Raw genomic sequence first — 18,042 nt, 5'->3', positions numbered from 1 at the left:
CAAGCTCAAGCGACGCCTTTATCCTTGGCAACGCTGGAGCCTGTTCCTTCTACGTGAGGGAACAGGCTGTGCAACACATCAACGACGGGGCAGGAATTGCAGCGGATCTACAGGCTTCCCTTGGCGGCGAATCTCAAAGTGCAGTTTCACCCGGTCTGTGCCCGTTGAACCCATTTCGGCAATTGTCTGTCCGACTTTGACCTGCTGCCCCTCCCGAACCAACAGCCTGCGGTTATGACCGTAGGCACTGACGTAGGTATCGCTGTGTTTGATGATGACCAGCTCGCCGTAGCCCCGTAGACCACTCCCGGCGTACACCACTGTCCCATCAGACGCAGCCAAAACAGGCTGTCCCAAATCCCCGGCGATATCAATGCCTTTATTCAAACTACCGTTTGAAGAGAATTTTCCAATCAGTACGCCATTTGAAGGCCAACCCCAGCCGGTCGGCGCCGGCCCTGCAGGTGGCAACGGCGCGGGAGCGGGCTTACTTGCAACGCTAGGCGCAGCACTGCCTGCAGGCCGGGTGATGATGGTGGTTTTGCTCGAAGACGATGGCGAAGATCCCGACTTTGTCACAACTGCCGTAGCCGCCGAACCTGTGCGGCCATCGAAACGAATGGTCTGCCCTGGATGAATGGTATAGGGCACGGGAATGTTGTTACGAGCAGCCAGCGCCTTGTAGTCCCAGCCATAACGGAAGGCAATGGAGAACAGTGTGTCGCCTTTGCGCACCACATACTGGCCCGTGGTCACCGTGGGCCGCTGCGGTGCTGCGTTGGTGCGGTCAACGACACGCGCACCGCCCGATGGCGTGCTCGAGCAGGCGGCCAATAAGGAACTCAAGACAAGGCCAAGCACCAGTCGCTGAAAGCTTGTTTTACTCATTCGCTGCGCAGGACCTGTGAGACTCACCCGCCGCTCCCTTTGTGGTGGCTGAACGTTAACGCCTGGATCAGGCTTGAAATATGACGCAAGTATAACTGGGCATTGGCTTTTTACTGGCACCCGACTGAAACGAAAAATTCATCTTGTTCAATTGCGGCTGCCAAGCCTGTTGATTCAATAGACCCCGGCGTAAGACACATCCTCGCCAGCAGAATTCACTGCCAGGGAATAAATGCTCAGGCCAAGGGGCCATTCAACAGCGGCACGAAGCGCACTGCGCCCAGCACGTGCCGGGAAAAACCTTCTTCCTCGCGGATAATAAGCATCAACTGTTGCACTTCGCCGGAGCCCACCGGGATGACCAGCCGCCCGCCAGGCGCCAACTGATCCAACAGGGCTTGAGGCACATCGGTGGCCACGGCGGTGACAATAATGCCGTTGTACGGCGCCAGCGCCGGCCAGCCTTCCCAGCCATCGCCCCAGCGAAACACCACGTTGCGCAGGTTCAGTTCTACCAGACGCTCCTTGGCACGGTCCTGCAGCACCTTGATGCGCTCTACCGAAAACACTCGCTCTACCAACTGCGACAGCACGGCTGTCTGGTAACCGGAGCCGGTGCCGATCTCCAGCACCTTGTCCAGGGGCCCGGCCGCCAGCAACAGCTCGCTCATGCGCGCAACCATATAGGGCTGGGAGATGGTCTGGTTGTGGCCGATAGGCAACGCCGTGTCTTCATAGGCGCGGTGCGCCAGGGCCTCATCGACAAACAGGTGCCGCGGCGTACGCCGAATCACTTCCAGCACCTGGGCGTTGGACAAGCCTTCTTCGTACAGACGCTGGATCAACCGCTCCCGGGTGCGCTGGGAAGTCATCCCGATGCCACGGCGCAACAAGTCGTCTTGTTCACGAGCCATCAACGCAGTCCCTCCAGCCAGCCATCGAGGCCACTGAAGGCATCACTGAAGGTGCGATCCAATTGCAACGGGGTAATTGACACATAGCCTTGCATCACCGCATGAAAATCCGTGCCCTCCCCGCCATCCTCGGCATCACCGGCCGCGGCGATCCAATAGCCTTCCTTGCCGCGCGGGTCGACCACCTTCAGGGGCGCCGCCGCTCGGGCGCGATGGCCCAGGCGCGTCAGCTGGATACCGCGGATACGGTCGAGGGGCAGATTGGGAATATTCACGTTGAGTACCGTACGCGGCGGCAGGTCCAGTGACTCATGGGCCTGCACCAGCTTGCGCGCGAAATACGCCGCGGTTGCCAGGTTATCCAGTTGCCGCGAAGCAAAGGAAAAGGCGAACGCGGTGCGCCCCAGGAAGCGCCCTTCAAGGGCCGCCGCCACAGTGCCGGAATACAGCACGTCATCACCCAGGTTGGCGCCCAGGTTGATTCCCGAGACCACCAGGTCCGGCTCATGCTCCAGCAAACTGTTGATTGCCAGGTGCACGCAGTCGGTGGGGGTGCCGTTTACGCTGATAAAGCCATTGGCCAGAACCTGCGGGTGCAGCGGACGGTCGAGCGTCAGCGAACTGCTGGCGCCGCTCTTGTCCTGGTCGGGGGCAACCACCACGCACTCGGCGTAATCCTGCAGCGCAGCATAGAGCGCGGCAAGACCGGGTGCGGTGGCACCGTCATCGTTTGATATCAGAATACGCATGGGCTGTCCGTCTGCCCCACCGGCACCAGATCAACAAGCTCGCGCACCAAGACAGTGGCGAAGCATCCGGCCGGCAGGACGAATTCCAATTGCAGAATGTCAGGCCCGGGATAATGCCACGTCAACCCGCCAATGGGCAGTCGCAGAATGCGACGTTCCTGGCTCATTCCTGCATTCACCAGCCAATCACGTAGGTCGGATTCGCTGGCAGCGACAGATTGTTCCAGATCATGCGTAAGACCTTTCGCCGGCGAGTCGCCTTCGCCCCATTGTGGGCCAGTCGGGTGCAAGTCCAGGATCGCCAAACGCGGGTCGCTGCATTCAGCCTCCCCTGCAGGGAAAAAACTGCGGCTGTCGGTAAAGGCCAGCAGGTCACCCACCTGGGCGCGCTGCCAGGAGCCGTCGGCGACACGCGCTGCCAGCACTTTGTTGAACAAGTAGCTACGAGCGGTGGACAGCAATCGCGAACGCACGTTGCGTTGCTCCGGCAGGGCCTTGCGAGCCGCCCATTCACGGGCATCCACCACGTTGCCACCGTTGTGGCCAAAGCGCTGGGCGCCGAAATAATTGGGAATGCCATGCCGGGCAATCAACTGCAAACGCGCGTCGATGGCGGCGGTATCGCCGGCCAGTTGGGTCAGGCGCAAGGTAAAGCCGTTGGCCGAATGCGCACCACGTTGCAACTTGCGCTTGTGGCGGGTGGTTTTCAGGATCTTGAGGGTGTCATTTTCCGCACCGCTCAGGTCCGGGTCGGCCTTGCCGGGCAACTGTACGCTGAACCATTGGCGGGTCAGGGCCTGACGGTCCTTGAGCCCGGCATAGCTGACGGTGCGCAGCGACACACCGGCGGCCTTGGCGATACGCCGTGCGGCCTCTTCAGTATTCAAGCCGCGCTTTTCCACCCACAGCCACAGGTGCTCACCGTCACCAGTCAACGGGATGTCCAGCACCTCATCAACCTGGAAGTCTTCTGCCGTCGCCTTCAGCACCGCGCTGCCCAGGGCCTCGCCGTAGGCCCGCGGGCCCAGCAGTTGCAAGTCGTTCATGCGCGCAGCAACAAGGCAACGGAGTGCACGGCGATGCCCTCTTCACGACCGGTAAACCCGAGCTTTTCGGTGGTGGTGGCTTTCACGTTGACTTGATCCAGTTCAATTTGCAGGTCTGCGGCAATCAGCGCACGCATCGTTTCAATATGGGGGGCCATCTTCGGCGCCTGGGCCACGATGGTGTTGTCGACGTTGCCGACCTTCCAGCCCTTGGCATGGATCAACCCGACCACATGGCGCAACAACGCACGGCTGTCCGCACCCTTGAAGGTCGGATCGGTGTCCGGAAAGTGCTTGCCGATATCGCCCAATGCCGCCGCGCCGAGCAAGGCATCGCTCAAGGCATGCAAGACAACGTCGCCGTCGGAATGAGCCAGCAACCCATGGTGATGTGCAATGCGCACGCCGCCCAAGGTGATGAAATCGCCCTCAGCGAAACGGTGCACATCGTAGCCGTGGCCAATACGCATAAAAAAACGCCCCGATTTAATTCAGGGCGTGATTCTACCTACTTTTGCCTCACATTAACCGAGCAAAGCACGACCATGATGGCGCAAATGGTCTTCGATGAAGCTGGCGATGAAAAAGTAGCTGTGGTCGTAGCCAGGTTGCAGGCGCAGTTCCAACGGATGGTTGGCCGCCTTGGCCGCTTGCAGCAGGGCCTCGGGCTTGAGCTGAACCGCAAGGAAATCGTCACGATCGCCCTGGTCCACCAGTAGCGGCAGTTTTTCCGAGGCTTCGCTGATCAGCACGCAGGCATCCCATTCTCGCCACTTGGAACGCTCTTCGCCCAGGTAACGGGAAAAAGCTTTCTGCCCCCAGGGGCAGTCCATCGGATTGTTGATTGGCGAAAACGCCGACACCGATTGGTAGCGTCCCGGGTTACGCAGCGCGCATACCAATGCGCCATGTCCGCCCATGGAATGACCGCTGATGCCGCGTTTAGCCGACGCCGGGAAATGCGCCTCCACCAAGGCCGGTAACTCCTGCACCACGTAGTCATGCATCCGATAGTGCTTGGCCCAGGGCTCCTGCGTGGCGTTCAGATAGAAACCAGCGCCGAGGCCGAAGTCCCAGGCGTTGTCCGGATCGTCCGGCACACCGGGGCCGCGGGGGCTGGTGTCCGGTGCGACGATAATCAAACCCAGCTCGGCGGCCATGCGCTGGGCACCAGCCTTCTGCATGAAGTTCTCATCGGTGCAGGTCAAGCCGGACAGCCAGTACAGTACCGGCAACTTACCGCCCTGCTCTGCTTGCGGCGGCAGATAGACGGCGAAGGTCATGTCGCAACCGAGCACATCGGAATGATGCTTGTAGCGTTTATGCCAGCCGCCGAAGCTCTTCTGGCATGACAGGTTTTCCAGACTCATGGCCGACCTCAGAAGTGAATGACGGTACGAATGCTCTTGCCTTCATGCATCAGGTCAAACGCTTTGTTGATATCTTCAAGGCCCATGGTGTGGGTGATGAAGGTGTCCAGCGGGATCTCACCGGTCTGGGCCATTTCCACGTAGCTTGGCAGCTCTGTGCGCCCACGTACGCCACCGAATGCCGAACCGCGCCAGACGCGCCCGGTGACCAGTTGGAACGGACGCGTAGCGATTTCCTGGCCGGCACCGGCCACGCCGATGATCACCGACTCGCCCCAGCCTTTATGGCAGCACTCAAGCGCCGCACGCATCAGTTGCACATTGCCGATGCACTCGAAGGAAAAGTCCACGCCGCCGTCGGTCAAATCGACAATTACGTCCTGGATTGGGCGGTCGTAATCTTTCGGGTTAATGCAGTCGGTAGCCCCCAGTTGCTTCGCGATTTCGAATTTGGCCGGGTTGATGTCGATGGCGATGATGCGACCGGCCTTGGCCTTGACCGCGCCGATCACAGCCGACAGGCCGATACCGCCCAGCCCGAAGATAGCCACGGTGTCGCCCGGTTTGACCTTGGCGGTGTTGAGCACCGCGCCGATGCCTGTGGTGACGCCGCAACCAAGCAGGCAGACTTTTTCCAGCGGCGCTTCCTTAGGAATCTTGGCCACGGAGATTTCCGGCAACACGGTGTACTCGGAGAACGTCGACGTGCCCATGTAGTGGAAAATCGGCTGGCCTTTGTAGGAGAAACGCGTGGTGCCATCCGGCATCAGGCCTTTGCCTTGGGTAGAGCGGATGGCCTGGCACAGGTTGGTCTTGCCCGACAGGCAGAATTTGCACTTGCCACATTCCGGGGTGTACAGCGGGATCACATGATCGCCGACAGCGACTGAAGTTACGCCCTCGCCGATGGCTTCGACCACTGCGCCGCCTTCGTGGCCCAGGATCGACGGAAAAATGCCTTCCGGGTCCGCACCCGACAACGTATAGGCGTCGGTGTGGCACACGCCGGAGGCAACCACCCGCAACAGCACCTCGCCAGCCTTGGGCATGGCGACGTCCACTTCCACGATCTCAAGGGGCTTCTTGGCTTCGAAGGCTACGGCGGCGCGGGACTTGATCATCCGGGTTTCTCCAGGGGGTTAAAAATGGATTGCAGCAGTGTAAAACATGGCTGCTTGATTAATAATCCAGACAAAAGAAAAACTTTATTGCTGTACAGGGATAATGACCATGCTGGAAAACCGCTGGGAAGGCATCGACGAATTCGTCGCAGTGGCCGAGTGCAGCCAATTCACGGCGGCGGCCGAGCGCCTGGGAGTATCGTCGTCCCATATAAGCCGCCAGGTGGCACGCCTGGAGGAGCGCCTGCAAACGCGCCTGTTGTATCGCAGTACACGCAAGGTGACGCTGACCGAAGCGGGTCAGACGTTTCTGCAGCATTGCCAGCGTTTGCAGGACGGTCGCGAAGAAGCCCTGCGGGCGGTAGGCGACCTCACCAGCGAACCCAAGGGCATGTTGCGCATGACCTGCGCAGTCGCCTATGGCGAGCGCTTTATCGTGCCACTGGTGACCCGGTTCATGGCGCTCTATCCGCAACTGCGGGTGGATATCGAACTGAGCAACCGTCAATTGGATCTGGTGCACGAGGGCCTGGATTTGGCCATCCGCCTGGGTCGCCTGCAAGACTCGCGCATGGTCGCCAGCCGCCTGGCACCGCGGCGCATGTACCTGTGCGCCTCCCCTTCCTACCTGGAACGCTATGGTCGGCCACATAGCTTGTCGGAACTGAGTCGGCATAACTGCCTGATCGGCAGCTCGGATATCTGGCAACTGGCCCAGGACGGGCGGGAATTTTCCCAAAGGGTTCAGGGAAACTGGCGCTGTAACAGTGGGCAGGCGGTGCTGGATGCGGCGCTGCAAGGTGTAGGGCTGTGTCAGTTGCCGGATTATTACGTGCTGGAGCACTTGCACAGTGGTGCGCTGGTGTCGTTGCTGGAGGCGCATCAGCCACCGAATACGGCGGTGTGGGCGCTGTACCCGCAGCAGCGGCATTTGTCGCCGAAGGTCAGGAAGCTGGTGGACTTTCTCAAAGAAGGCTTGGGTGACAATTCGGTCTATCGAACATAAACAGCTACCGTTCGTGCATTGCCTGGACACCGGTTAATAACCGCTTTCATTAGAAAACCAGGCAAGCCCATGACGTCCAACACTCGGCAACTCCAGCACATCAATCATTTTGTCCGAAAGGTTCTGGCCGACTTTCCGGTGCCCAGCGCTATCGCAGCCCAATTGCTTTGCGAGCATCTACAACCATTCACTCAGGAACAACTGGACCCGGATACTACGTTCCTGACCACTCTGGAATACAACCTCGACAACCCCGATGCCCCCTACACTGCAGTGATCGTCCAATCCATGAGCCTGACCGAGGCCATGATCTGCAATGCGCCCCATGCCCCTGGCGGCATGATCAACAACACGGGCTTTTCCACTATCGCGCCGTACTTCAATATCGTTGATGAACTGCCGCGCCTGATGGATAACCGCATACCGCAAATGTTCAACGAAGAGTTCATCACTTCCGGCTGGATTCCGCCCAGACGGTATGAGGCGCTTTACCGGCAAAGCGAACCTCAGGTCTACGACCCGACCACCCAACTGGAGATCGCGCCTGCTGTTCTCAGAAAGGTGATTGACTCAAGCAACTTTGAACAAACCTATGACAAGGCCATCACCCAATTCTGGGAGGAACATCGGGACAATTACACCACCCTGATGCGCATCGCCTTCGCCAAGGCTTACCTCAATCAGTACGAAGAATTCACGCTCACCGAAGCAGAACGGCAACTGGCTGCACGAGCGGCAGGTATCGGCGTCGACAGGGACGCCAGCAACCTGACTCTTGAGGATTTTCAGGCGCCCTACTCACCGGATAAAAACTTATCCGTGCGCGTGCTGCGCATTCATCAGTTCGACGCCACCGACATTCTTACGATTACCGACACCCAGAGCCAGATCACCCTGCTGTACGTCCCCGGCAACTCCTCCCCCATCCATGGTTTCAACAGCCCAACGGACATGCGCAATGCGCTGGTAAAAGTGGCCAAGGACCCGACCCAGCGCAAAGCGCTGACCAACCACTTTGAACCCGACTCGATTGACTCCGGCCTGATCTACAGTGGTGTCGAGGAAGCATTGATCGGTATGGCGATGTACCCGGAATCTTCCAGCCCCCCCGGTTTTTTCAATAGCTTGTTGCGCAACGGTTATTGGGACCCCGAGCAATACATTAATAACCCAATGTATCCGGCGCTCAGAAGCAACCCATTTGCGTTTATCGCACGACAGATCCGCAGTCGGATTGCAAAATTGGCAGCCAAAACCGTTGTCTCGCCCTTGGACACATTCAAGGCCGACACCCTCGACGCCTTGGATAAAGCCTGCCTGCTGGCGATCCCCGTGGCGCTGACCATGGGCACGGCGTTGCTGGCGGAGTTTTGTTTCATTACCTCAGGCTTGACTGGCATGGCGATCGGCGCCGATGACGTGCTCAAGGACAAACCCCACGCCGTTGAGCGCATGGTGTTCGGCGCCCTGAACGCGCTCCCGGTGGTTATCCACGGCATCAGCAAAGGCGCGAGCAGTCTTGAGGCGTTACGCCCCGTGCTTGGCCCGGCTACGCGGGCAGAGGAGGGCCAGATCAGCGTCAAGGTGATCACTCAGGCCTCCGCCCAAACCGAGACTCGCCCCCTGGTCGCTGCAACATCCCCCAGCGGCTTGCAGACCGTCAGGATTCAGGGCGAGACCTTCCTGACCTACAAAAGCCCGAATGACTGGGGTTCTTTTGAGCTGTTCGTGAATAATCCAGAAGCCCCCGAGAAGATTCAATCCACGGGTCTCTATGCTATTCAGAGCGCCGACCTGCAATGGCGACGTGCCGGATTGACCGGAGGGGGGGCATTTCGCAATGCCTGGCAACGGGTTTACAAACTGTTTGGTAGCACCCAGCAGTTGAGTTTCTTCAGCGCCTACCAGATGCCAGCGCCCGTGCGCGAGACCGTCGTGCAGATGCTCACCGACACCAGCTCATTTTCGGAAGACTTCGAACCCTTCGGAATGGATGCACAGTCGATCAGCAACGCCCGGAGACTGTTCTTTGAGAAAAGGAGCCAATTAAACCAGGATTCGGCGATCTTCTTTCACCACCTGCCCTACTCGCCCCTGCAGCCGGTCCTCCCCCGCTTGAGCTTGAACGAATCACAGCGAAGCATTATCGAGAAACTGCTACGTGCCAGTGACGGCCTCGTGATCGGCGAAAGCCACAGCGCCGAATCGAGCAAAGCCTTTCTGATCGACAACATGCAGATACTCGCCAGCCAAGGTGTCAAACGCATCTACTTCGAACATCTGCTGACGGATGTGCATATTCCGATGCTGAAGGCTTTTTACCGGTCGAAGAACGCCCCCATGGCCGAGGCGCTGACAAACTTCCTGAACGGGATCTACCCACTGCCTCGAAACCACTATTACTCATTCACAAACGTCGTGACCAAAGCCCGAGAGGCCGGAATCAAGATCCAGCCGATCGACTGCACCGTGAGCTACATACTTCGCGATATGCGCGACAGTGCAGGAACCCTGCGCCAGCGGATGATGAACTATTACGCCACCGAGGTGATTCAGTGGATCCAGACCTCCAAGCGCCAACCCGGTAAATGGGTCGCACTGGTGGGCGATACCCATACCAATACCTTCAAGGACATCCCTGGGCTGGCCGAACTCACCGGCAGCATCGGCCTGCGGATAGAAGATAGAACGGGCACCCACCCGTTGGGCATCGAAGTCGATCCGGGGCGCACCGCCAGCCTGGGCCTGAACAAAGGGGAAGGCACGGTCAAAGCCAACCTGGTCTTGCGCGTTGATCCTGCCGCGTTGCAGCACTCAATGGAATCACAACCCGGCCCTTCGCACAGTCGAGTGGTGAAGTCGGCCCAGGCACTGCTGACACGGCCAGGCCAATTCATGCTCACCGAGGCCACCCACATTGACTATCGATCCCGACGCGGGGACCTGCGCAGTTTCAGGATCAACAGCCAGGAAGGCCGGAACTCCATCAACGTGGTCGGCTGGCCTATTGATGAGAAGCCATTCGACAGCATTGAGGCATTGGTGAGCGAGCTGAAAACCCTGCCCGGGTTGGAGCAAGTCTACGGCTGAGGGTCAGGACGCCTGATAAGCCCGGCGCTGACGCAGCCATTCAAGGTCTTCGGGGCGGGTGACCTTGATATTGTCCGCACGCCCTTCGACCAGCCGTGGCGCCTGGCCGGACCATTCCATGGCCGACGCTTCGTCGGTGATCACGGCGTCCGCCACCAGGCTGTCGGCCAAGGCGCGGTGCAAGGCCCCCAGGCGGAACATCTGCGGCGTATAAGCCTGCCAGATCAGGCTGCGGTCAACGGTTTCCACCACGCGGCCATGCTTGTCGACGCGCTTGAGCGTGTCGCGAGCCGGCACCGCCAGCAGACCGCCCACCGGGTCATCCGCCAGTTCAGCCAGGAGTTTATCGAGGTCATCACGGCTCAAGTTAGGCCGCGCCGCGTCATGCACCAGCACCCAGTCATCATCGCTGGCACCCAGGGCATTAAGGTGCAGCAGTGCATTAAGCACCGAGCCCGAGCGTTCCGAGCCACCGTCCGCACGCTGGATGCGCGGGTCTGTGGCGCACGCCAGGGTGGGCCAATAAGGATCATCAACAGCAAGACTGACCACCAGCCCCTTGAGCGAGGGGTGGTCGAGAAAACAGCCGAGGCTGTGTTCGAGAATAGTGCGCCCGCCCAATTGCAGGTATTGCTTGGGACGGTCCGCGGCCATACGGGCACCGACGCCCGCGGCAGGAATCACGGCCCAGAAGGCCGGTAGATCGTTGTTCATTGGGCCAACTGGTAGAGGGTCTCGCCCTCCTTGACCATGCCCAACTCATGGCGAGCCCGCTCTTCAACGGTCTCCGTACCTTTTTTCAGCTCAAGCACTTCGGCGTCCAGGACACGGTTGCGCTCCAGCAGGCGTTCGTTTTCGGCACGCTGGTCGGCAATTTGCTGGGTCAGTTCTTCCACCTGCGCAAAGCTGCCATTACCGACCCATAGGCGGTACTGCAGGCCAGCCAGCAACAAGAGCAAGACGAGGAACAACCAATTGGGACTGCGCATCGAAATCCGGATATCCAGTGAAAAAAGACAGTCATGCAAACCTTTTGCAGCAACTGATAGCACAAAGCCTGGAAAAACCAGGCTTGCGCTTGTCAGTCAGCAGATTAGCGCCGAAATTCACACTTTCGTGAAATTTCTGACGCAACCCGCAGACTTTTTACCATTTACTGCTTAGCCGCGAAACTCGCCGCGACCGTTGTACTTGGCTTTACCTGCCAATTGCTCTTCGATGCGCAGCAATTGGTTGTACTTGGAAACGCGATCGGAACGGCACAGGGAGCCGGTCTTGATCTGGCCCGCCGAAGTGCCCACGGCCAGGTCGGCAATGGTGGAATCTTCGGTTTCGCCGGAGCGGTGGGAGATCACGGCGGTGTAGCCCGCAGCCTTGGCCATCTGGATGGCTTCCAGGGTTTCGGTCAACGTGCCGATCTGGTTGAACTTGATCAGGATCGAGTTGGCGATCTTCTTGTCGATGCCTTCTTTCAGGATCTTGGTGTTGGTCACGAACAAGTCGTCGCCCACCAGCTGGATTTTCTCGCCGATCTTGTCGGTGAGGATTTTCCAGCCATCCCAATCGGACTCGTCCAGGCCGTCTTCGATCGAGATGATCGGGTAGCGCTGGGTCAAGCCCTTGAGGTATTCAGCGAAACCTTCGGAGTTGAACACCTGGCCTTCGCCGGACAGGTTGTACTTGCCATCTTCATAGAATTCGCTGGCCGCACAGTCCAGGGCCAGGGTCACGTCGGTGCCCAGTTTGTAGCCGGCGTTGGCCACGGCTTCGGAGATCACTTTCAGTGCATCTTCGTTGGAGGCCAGGTTCGGTGCAAAACCACCTTCGTCACCCACAGCGGTGCTCAGGCCACGGGCCTTCAGTACAGCCTTGAGGTGATGGAAAATCTCGGTGCCCATGCGCAGGCCTTCGGAGAAGGACTTGGCGCCCACCGGCTGCACCATGAATTCCTGGATGTCGACGTTGTTATCCGCGTGCTCGCCACCGTTGATGATGTTCATCATCGGTACCGGCATCGAGTAGACGCCCGGGGTGCCGTTCAGGTTGGCGATGTGCGCGTACAACGGCAGGTCCTGGTCCTGAGCTGCTGCCTTGGCGGCAGCCAGGGACACGGCGAGGATTGCGTTGGCGCCGAGGCTGCCTTTGTTTTCAGTGCCGTCGAGCTTGATCATCGCGTGGTCCAGGGCTTTCTGGTCCAGCGGGTCCTTGCCCAGCAACAGGTCACGAATCGGACCATTGATGTTGGCTACAGCCTTGAGTACACCCTTGCCCAGGTAACGGCTCTTGTCGCCATCACGCAGTTCCAGCGCTTCGCGCGAACCGGTGGAAGCACCGGACGGCGCGCAGGCGCTGCCGATGATGCCGTTATCGAGAAGCACGTCGGCTTCGACGGTGGGGTTGCCACGGGAGTCGAGAACTTCACGACCTTTGATGTCGACGATTTTTGCCATTGTTGTAAACACTCCAAAGTTGACGAAAACGACGCAGCTGAAGGAAATCTTTTGACCGACCGCAAGGGTGGAACAACGGGGCAGGCTTGCAGACGACAAGGCTCAGGCCCAAGGGCCTGAGCATTTAGCGTGGGAAATTCTACCGGAGAAATGGCAGTTACGCGGTCTCTACCGTCGGAAAACTCTTGACCAGCTCGTCCAACTGCTTGAGTTGGGCCAGGAATGGCTCCAGCTTGTCCAGGCGCAGGGCGCATGGGCCATCACATTTGGCGTTGTCCGGGTCTGGGTGGGCTTCAAGGAACAGGCCCGCCAGCGACTGGCTCATGCCCGCCTTGGCCAGGTCGGTGACCTGGGCACGGCGACCGCCGGCGGAGTCCGAGCGACCACCGGGCATTTGCAGCGCGTGGGTCACGTCGAAGAACACCGGGTATTCGAACTGTTTCATGATGCCGAAACCGAGCATGTCCACCACGAGGTTGTTGTAGCCGAAGCTCGAACCACGCTCGCAGAGGATCAACTGGTCGTTACCCGCTTCCACGCACTTGCTCAGGATGTGTTTCATCTCCTGAGGGGCGAGGAACTGGGCTTTCTTGATGTTGATCACAGCGCCGGTCTTGGCCATGGCGACCACGAGGTCGGTCTGGCGCGACAGGAAGGCCGGCAACTGGATGATGTCGCACACCTCCGCGACCACGGCAGCCTGCTCAGGCTCGTGGACGTCGGTGATGATCGGCACGCCGAAGGCTTGCTTGATGTCCTGGAAGATCCGCATGCCCTCTTCAAGGCCCGGGCCGCGATAGGAGGTCACGGACGAACGGTTGGCCTTGTCGAAACTGGCCTTGAACACGTATGGAATACCCAGCTTCTGGGTAACTCGCACGTATTCTTCACAGACCTGCATCGCCATGTCGCGGCTTTCCAGCACGTTCATGCCGCCGAACAGCACCATGGGCTTGTCGTTGGCAATCTCGATATCGCCTACGCGAATGATCTTCTGGGCCATCAGGGTTACGCCTTCTTCTGATGTTGCGTCAGTGCTGCTTTGACGAAACCGCTGAACAACGGGTGACCGTCGCGCGGCGTCGAGGTGAACTCCGGGTGGAACTGGCAGGCCACGAACCACGGATGATCCGGCGCTTCGACCACTTCAACCAGCTTGCCGTCACCGGAGCGACCGGAAATCTTCAGGCCAGCCTCTTTGATCTGCGGCAGCAGATTGTTGTTCACTTCATAGCGGTGACGGTGACGCTCGACGATTACGTCCTTGCCGTAGCAGTCGTGTACCAGCGAGCCGGCTTCCAGCAGGCAGTCCTGCGCACCAAGGCGCATGGTGCCGCCCAGGTCGGACGTTTCGGTACGGGTTTCAACGGCGCCGGTGGCGTCTTCCCACTCGGTGATCAGGCCGACGACCGGGTGGCCGCTGCTGTGATCGAACTCGGTGGAGTTGGCGTCTTTCCAGCCCAGCACGTTACGGGCGAACTCGATAACGGCCACTTGCATGCCCAGGCAGATACCCAGGTAGGGCACCTTGTTCTCGCGAGCGTATTGCACCGCGGTGATCTTGCCTTCCACGCCACGCAGGCCGAAACCGCCCGGCACGAGGATGGCGTCAACGCCTTCGAGCAGCGCAGTGCCCTGGTTCTCGATGTCTTCGGAATCGATGTAGCGCAGGTTGACCTTGGTACGGTTGCTGATGCCGGCGTGGCTCATCGCTTCGATCAGCGACTTGTACGCGTCCAGCAGCTCCATGTACTTGCCGACCATGGCGATGGTGACTTCATGCTCAGGGTTGAGCTTGGCGTCGACCACGGCTTCCCACTCGGACAGGTCCGCGCCATTGCACTGCAGGCCGAAACGCTCGACCACAAAATCATCCAGCCCCTGCGAATGCAGGATGCCCGGGATCTTGTAGATGGTGTCGGCGTCTTCCAGCGCGATCACCGCACGTTCTTCAACGTTGGTGAATTGCGCGATCTTGCGGCGCGAGGAAATGTCGATCGGATGATCGGAGCGGCACACCAGTACATCCGGCTGCAGGCCGATGGAACGCAGCTCCTTGACCGAGTGCTGGGTAGGCTTGGTTTTGGTTTCGCCGGCGGTGGCGATGTACGGCACCAACGTGAGGTGCATCAGCATCGCGCGCTTGGCGCCGACTTCGAAGCGCAGCTGGCGGATGGCTTCAAGGAACGGTTGGGATTCGATGTCACCCACGGTGCCACCGATCTCGACCATCGCCACGTCGGCATCGCCTGCACCCTTGATGATGCGGCGCTTGATTTCGTCGGTAATGTGCGGGATCACCTGGATGGTTGCACCCAGGTAGTCACCACGGCGCTCTTTGCGCAGCACGTGCTCGTAGACACGGCCAGTGGTGAAGTTGTTGTTCTGGGTCATGGTCGTGCGGATGAACCGCTCGTAGTGGCCCAGGTCCAGGTCGGTCTCGGCGCCGTCGTGAGTGACGAACACTTCACCGTGCTGGAACGGGCTCATGGTGCCCGGGTCGACGTTGATGTACGGGTCCAGCTTGAGCATGGTGACTTTAAGCCCCCGCGCCTCCAGGATGGCCGCCAATGAAGCGGAGGCAATGCCTTTCCCCAATGAAGAAACAACACCGCCCGTGACGAATATGTAGCGCGTCATGAAAAACCCTAGAAGTCTGCGTTAAAGCGGTCCGAGCCGCCGGGGAAAGCGAAGGAAGGCCGAAGCCCCCGATCACCTGCATTAATCACAGTGCACCTTTCAAAAAAACCGCCGCGTTGTGACAGACCAGCAAGGAAACACCGGTACGTTGATCGCTACACATTTTTTGGAATCGCCCAGCAAAGACTGCTTGGTAATCGGCAACTGCTGCGATTCAGTCGAATCCACAGAAGTTGTATCAAGAAGGGAGCGTAGTCTACCGGAAAGGCGCTATCAGCTCAAACCTTGATCGCAGGTCTGTGGCAACCAATGTAATTGCCAGTCATCCAGCGGACTGGCACTCAGCCCCGCAAGCGTTGGTACAGCCAGCAATTGCTCGCCCCGATAGACCAGCGGCAATCTGCCACGGACGAAGCCCGGCATACCACTTTCATTCAACAGGCGCTTGAGATCACGCCGGCCTCGACCTGGCACTTCGACGATTTCGCCACCCTGGCGATAACGAATCGACAAGGGTCCCTCGGGAGCCTTGCCGGCAAACATCAGTTGGCCGTTCCCGGGCAACTCTAGTGGATTTCGCGGATCGGGCCAGCTCACCGACTCGTCGGAAAATTCCGACCACGTGGAAGGCAGCCACCAAATGCGTTCGCCGCAACGATGAAGCTGACCGTCTGCCAGGCGCCATAACGGCTGTGCGTCCCCCTTGGCATCGCGCAGGGCGTACCAACTGGCCCAGTGGTCACTGTCGGGCATACGAGTCAGGGGATTCAGCCAATGACGCAAGGCATTGCGCTGGCGCGCATCGGAAAGATCGCGCAACGGAGCAAGGACCAGGGAAGGCAAAGGCAACCAGCGAAACGCTGAAGGCTGATCGGCGGCGGTCAGATCCATGTGCGCCAGTTCGTCGAGCAGGCCCTGGGCTTCACTCAGGTGCTCGGCAGTGCGGGCCAGGCTCAAGATTGCCTGGGGCCAGCGTTGAGTCAGCGCTGGAAAGACTTGGCGGCGCAGGTAATTGCGCGAGAACCGTGGATCGGCGTTCGAAGGGTCTTCAATCCACTTCAATTGGTGTTCGTGGGCGTAGGCTTCCAATGCTCCCCGGGAAACCGCCAGCAATGGCCGCACCAAGTGCCCCGTCGCCAACGGGCGACGCTCGGGCATTGCCGCCAACCCACGCACTCCGGCTCCGCGTAACAGGCGGAACAGCAGGGTCTCGGCTTGATCGTCGCGATGCTGGGCGGTGAGCAACACCTCCCCGGCCCCCATTACCTGCATGAACGCCTGGTAACGCGCATCGCGGGCCGCACGTTCAAGGCTCGCACCAGGACTGACTTGCACGCGCATGACCCGCAAGGGTACGCCCAGGCTGTCGCAGACCGATTGGCAATGCGCGGGCCACGCATCGGCAGCAGCTTGCAGGCCATGGTGGATATGGACGGCGCTGAGAGCAGGCAGATTTTCAAGTTTGGCCAGCGAGACCAGAAGGTGCAACAGGACGGTGGAGTCGAGACCGCCGGAGAATGCGATATGCCAGGCCGGCGCATTGCGCCAGGGTGCCAGGGTGCGCAGGAGTGTGGCCGGCAGGGTTGGTTTCATCACACGTCACCGCCGCAAAGCTGGAATACGTTCGTCAGCATACACAAAACAAATGTGGGAGCCGGGCTTGCCCGCGATGCAGGCACCTCGGTCTATCAGTGATACCAAGGTGATGCTATCGCAGGCAAGCCAGCTCCCACACAAGCCGGCTCCCACATCGAGTTACGGCGCCGACTTTAGAGACCGTAGCTCATCAGACGCTCGTAACGACGGGCCAGCAGCGCTTCGTTATCCAGCTTCTTGAGCATCGCCAGTTGCGAGCCCAGTTCAGCACGGATGGTCGCGGCAGCCGCGGCCGGGTCACGGTGGGCGCCGCCCAGTGGTTCGGCGATCACTTTGTCGACGATACCCAGGCCTTTGAGGCGATCGGCGGTGATGCCCATGGCTTCAGCCGCATCCGGCGCCTTCTCTGCGGTTTTCCACAGGATCGAGGCACACCCTTCCGGCGAAATCACCGCGTAGGTCGAATATTGCAGCATGTTCAACTGATCGCACACGCCAATGGCCAGCGCACCGCCGGAACCACCTTCACCGATCACAGTGGCGATGATCGGGGTTTTCAGGCGAGCCATGACGCGCAGGTTCCAGGCAATCGCTTCACTCTGGTTGCGCTCTTCGGCGTCAATACCCGGGTATGCGCCCGGAGTGTCGATGAAGGTCAGGATCGGCATCTTGAAGCGCTCGGCCATTTCCATCAGGCGGCAAGCCTTGCGGTAGCCTTCCGGACGCGGCATACCGAAGTTGCGACGGACTTTCTCGCGCACTTCACGGCCTTTCTGATGGCCGATCACCATCACCGGCTGGTCGTCCAGGCGAGCGATACCGCCCACAATGGCCGCGTCGTCGGAGAAGTGGCGGTCGCCGTGCAGCTCATCGAACTCGGTGAAGATGTGTTCGATGTAGTCCAGGGTGTACGGACGGCGCGGGTGGCGAGCCAGGCGCGCGATCTGCCAACTGGTCAGCTTGCCGAAGATGTCTTCGGTGAGCGTGCTGCTTTTGTCTTGCAGGCGAGCGATTTCGTCGCCGATATTCAGCGAATTGTCATTGCCGACCAGGCGCAGCTCTTCGATCTTGGCTTGCAGGTCAGCGATCGGCTGTTCGAAATCAAGAAAATTCGGGTTCATAAGCGTCCGTCTTGGGTCGACGGCCAGGGAGTGCCTGGCCAGCCGGTTGTC

At 59.6% G+C, this 18,042-nt stretch carries 16 protein-coding genes; 2 read left to right on the top strand and 14 right to left on the bottom strand.

Going from position 1 to position 18,042, the window contains the following annotated elements:
- Positions 1 to 78 precede the first annotated feature (78 nt).
- The 7 genes from PSEBG33_RS19945 to PSEBG33_RS19975 all read right to left on the bottom strand — a co-directional run bounded on the left by PSEBG33_RS19945 (position 79) and on the right by PSEBG33_RS19975 (position 6,088).
- Positions 79 to 915, bottom strand: a complete 837-nt coding sequence (locus PSEBG33_RS19945; protein WP_005785763.1) for a peptidoglycan DD-metalloendopeptidase family protein — start codon at positions 913 to 915, stop codon at positions 79 to 81.
- 209 nt (positions 916 to 1,124) lie between these two features.
- On the bottom strand, positions 1,125 to 1,760 hold the full coding sequence (locus PSEBG33_RS19950; RefSeq protein WP_010176736.1) for a protein-L-isoaspartate(D-aspartate) O-methyltransferase: 636 nt from the start codon (positions 1,758 to 1,760) through the stop codon (positions 1,125 to 1,127).
- 41 nt (positions 1,761 to 1,801) lie between these two features.
- Positions 1,802 to 2,551: a 5'/3'-nucleotidase SurE gene (surE, locus tag PSEBG33_RS19955; RefSeq protein WP_005785760.1), complete on the bottom strand. Its 750-nt coding sequence runs from the start codon at positions 2,549 to 2,551 to the stop codon at positions 1,802 to 1,804.
- Complete coding sequence (gene truD / locus PSEBG33_RS19960; protein WP_005785757.1) at positions 2,539 to 3,597, bottom strand: tRNA pseudouridine(13) synthase TruD; 1,059 nt, start codon at positions 3,595 to 3,597, stop codon at positions 2,539 to 2,541. Before truD ends, surE begins: the two co-directional genes overlap by 13 nt.
- Entirely contained in the window at positions 3,594 to 4,067 is a 474-nt protein-coding gene (ispF, locus tag PSEBG33_RS19965; RefSeq protein ID WP_005785755.1) for a 2-C-methyl-D-erythritol 2,4-cyclodiphosphate synthase, read from the bottom strand. Before ispF ends, truD begins: the two co-directional genes overlap by 4 nt.
- A gap of 54 nt (positions 4,068 to 4,121) precedes the next feature.
- Entirely contained in the window at positions 4,122 to 4,967 is an 846-nt protein-coding gene (gene fghA / locus PSEBG33_RS19970; RefSeq protein WP_005785754.1) for an S-formylglutathione hydrolase, read from the bottom strand.
- A gap of 8 nt (positions 4,968 to 4,975) precedes the next feature.
- Positions 4,976 to 6,088, bottom strand: coding sequence for an S-(hydroxymethyl)glutathione dehydrogenase/class III alcohol dehydrogenase (locus tag PSEBG33_RS19975; RefSeq protein WP_005785751.1), 1,113 nt, complete (start codon positions 6,086 to 6,088; stop codon positions 4,976 to 4,978).
- A 109-nt stretch (positions 6,089 to 6,197) separates the two neighbouring features.
- Here PSEBG33_RS19975 and PSEBG33_RS19980 point away from each other — a divergent pair, with 109 nt between their 5' ends.
- Together PSEBG33_RS19980 and PSEBG33_RS19985 are read left to right on the top strand one after the other, a co-directional pair.
- Positions 6,198 to 7,094, top strand: a complete 897-nt coding sequence (locus tag PSEBG33_RS19980; protein ID WP_005785749.1) for a LysR substrate-binding domain-containing protein — start codon at positions 6,198 to 6,200, stop codon at positions 7,092 to 7,094.
- 69 nt (positions 7,095 to 7,163) lie between these two features.
- Positions 7,164 to 10,184: a membrane-targeted effector domain-containing toxin gene (locus tag PSEBG33_RS19985; RefSeq protein WP_005785747.1), complete on the top strand. Its 3,021-nt coding sequence runs from the start codon at positions 7,164 to 7,166 to the stop codon at positions 10,182 to 10,184.
- 3 nt (positions 10,185 to 10,187) lie between these two features.
- Here PSEBG33_RS19985 and ispD read toward each other — a convergent pair whose 3' ends face one another.
- The 7 genes from ispD to PSEBG33_RS20020 form a co-directional block, all read right to left on the bottom strand.
- Positions 10,188 to 10,898, bottom strand: coding sequence for a 2-C-methyl-D-erythritol 4-phosphate cytidylyltransferase (gene ispD / locus PSEBG33_RS19990; protein WP_005785745.1), 711 nt, complete (start codon positions 10,896 to 10,898; stop codon positions 10,188 to 10,190).
- Positions 10,895 to 11,173, bottom strand: coding sequence for a cell division protein FtsB (gene ftsB / locus PSEBG33_RS19995; RefSeq protein ID WP_003189195.1), 279 nt, complete (start codon positions 11,171 to 11,173; stop codon positions 10,895 to 10,897). The genes ispD and ftsB overlap by 4 nt, the downstream gene beginning before the upstream one ends.
- Before the next feature lie 171 nt (positions 11,174 to 11,344).
- The gene (eno, locus tag PSEBG33_RS20000) at positions 11,345 to 12,634 is read right to left on the bottom strand and encodes a phosphopyruvate hydratase (RefSeq protein WP_003189193.1); all 1,290 of its coding nucleotides are present in this window, start codon (positions 12,632 to 12,634) and stop codon (positions 11,345 to 11,347) included.
- Between the two features lie 157 nt (positions 12,635 to 12,791).
- Complete coding sequence (gene kdsA / locus PSEBG33_RS20005) at positions 12,792 to 13,637, bottom strand: 3-deoxy-8-phosphooctulonate synthase (protein ID WP_003189190.1); 846 nt, start codon at positions 13,635 to 13,637, stop codon at positions 12,792 to 12,794.
- Positions 13,638 to 13,642: 5 nt separating this feature from the next.
- Positions 13,643 to 15,274 carry a CTP synthase gene (locus tag PSEBG33_RS20010; protein WP_005785740.1) on the bottom strand — a complete coding sequence of 544 codons (1,632 nt, stop codon included), beginning with the start codon at positions 15,272 to 15,274 and terminating at the stop codon, positions 13,643 to 13,645.
- Positions 15,275 to 15,547: 273 nt separating this feature from the next.
- Positions 15,548 to 16,867, bottom strand: coding sequence for a tRNA lysidine(34) synthetase TilS (tilS, locus tag PSEBG33_RS20015; RefSeq protein WP_005785737.1), 1,320 nt, complete (start codon positions 16,865 to 16,867; stop codon positions 15,548 to 15,550).
- 176 nt (positions 16,868 to 17,043) lie between these two features.
- Positions 17,044 to 17,991, bottom strand: coding sequence for an acetyl-CoA carboxylase carboxyltransferase subunit alpha (locus PSEBG33_RS20020; protein WP_003189182.1), 948 nt, complete (start codon positions 17,989 to 17,991; stop codon positions 17,044 to 17,046).
- Between the last annotated feature and the right edge of the window lie 51 nt (positions 17,992 to 18,042).

It is taken from the genome of Pseudomonas synxantha BG33R, from assembly GCF_000263715.2.
GTDB lineage: Bacteria > Pseudomonadota > Gammaproteobacteria > Pseudomonadales > Pseudomonadaceae > Aquipseudomonas > Aquipseudomonas synxantha_A.
This window is presented reverse-complemented; position numbering and strand designations above follow the sequence as displayed.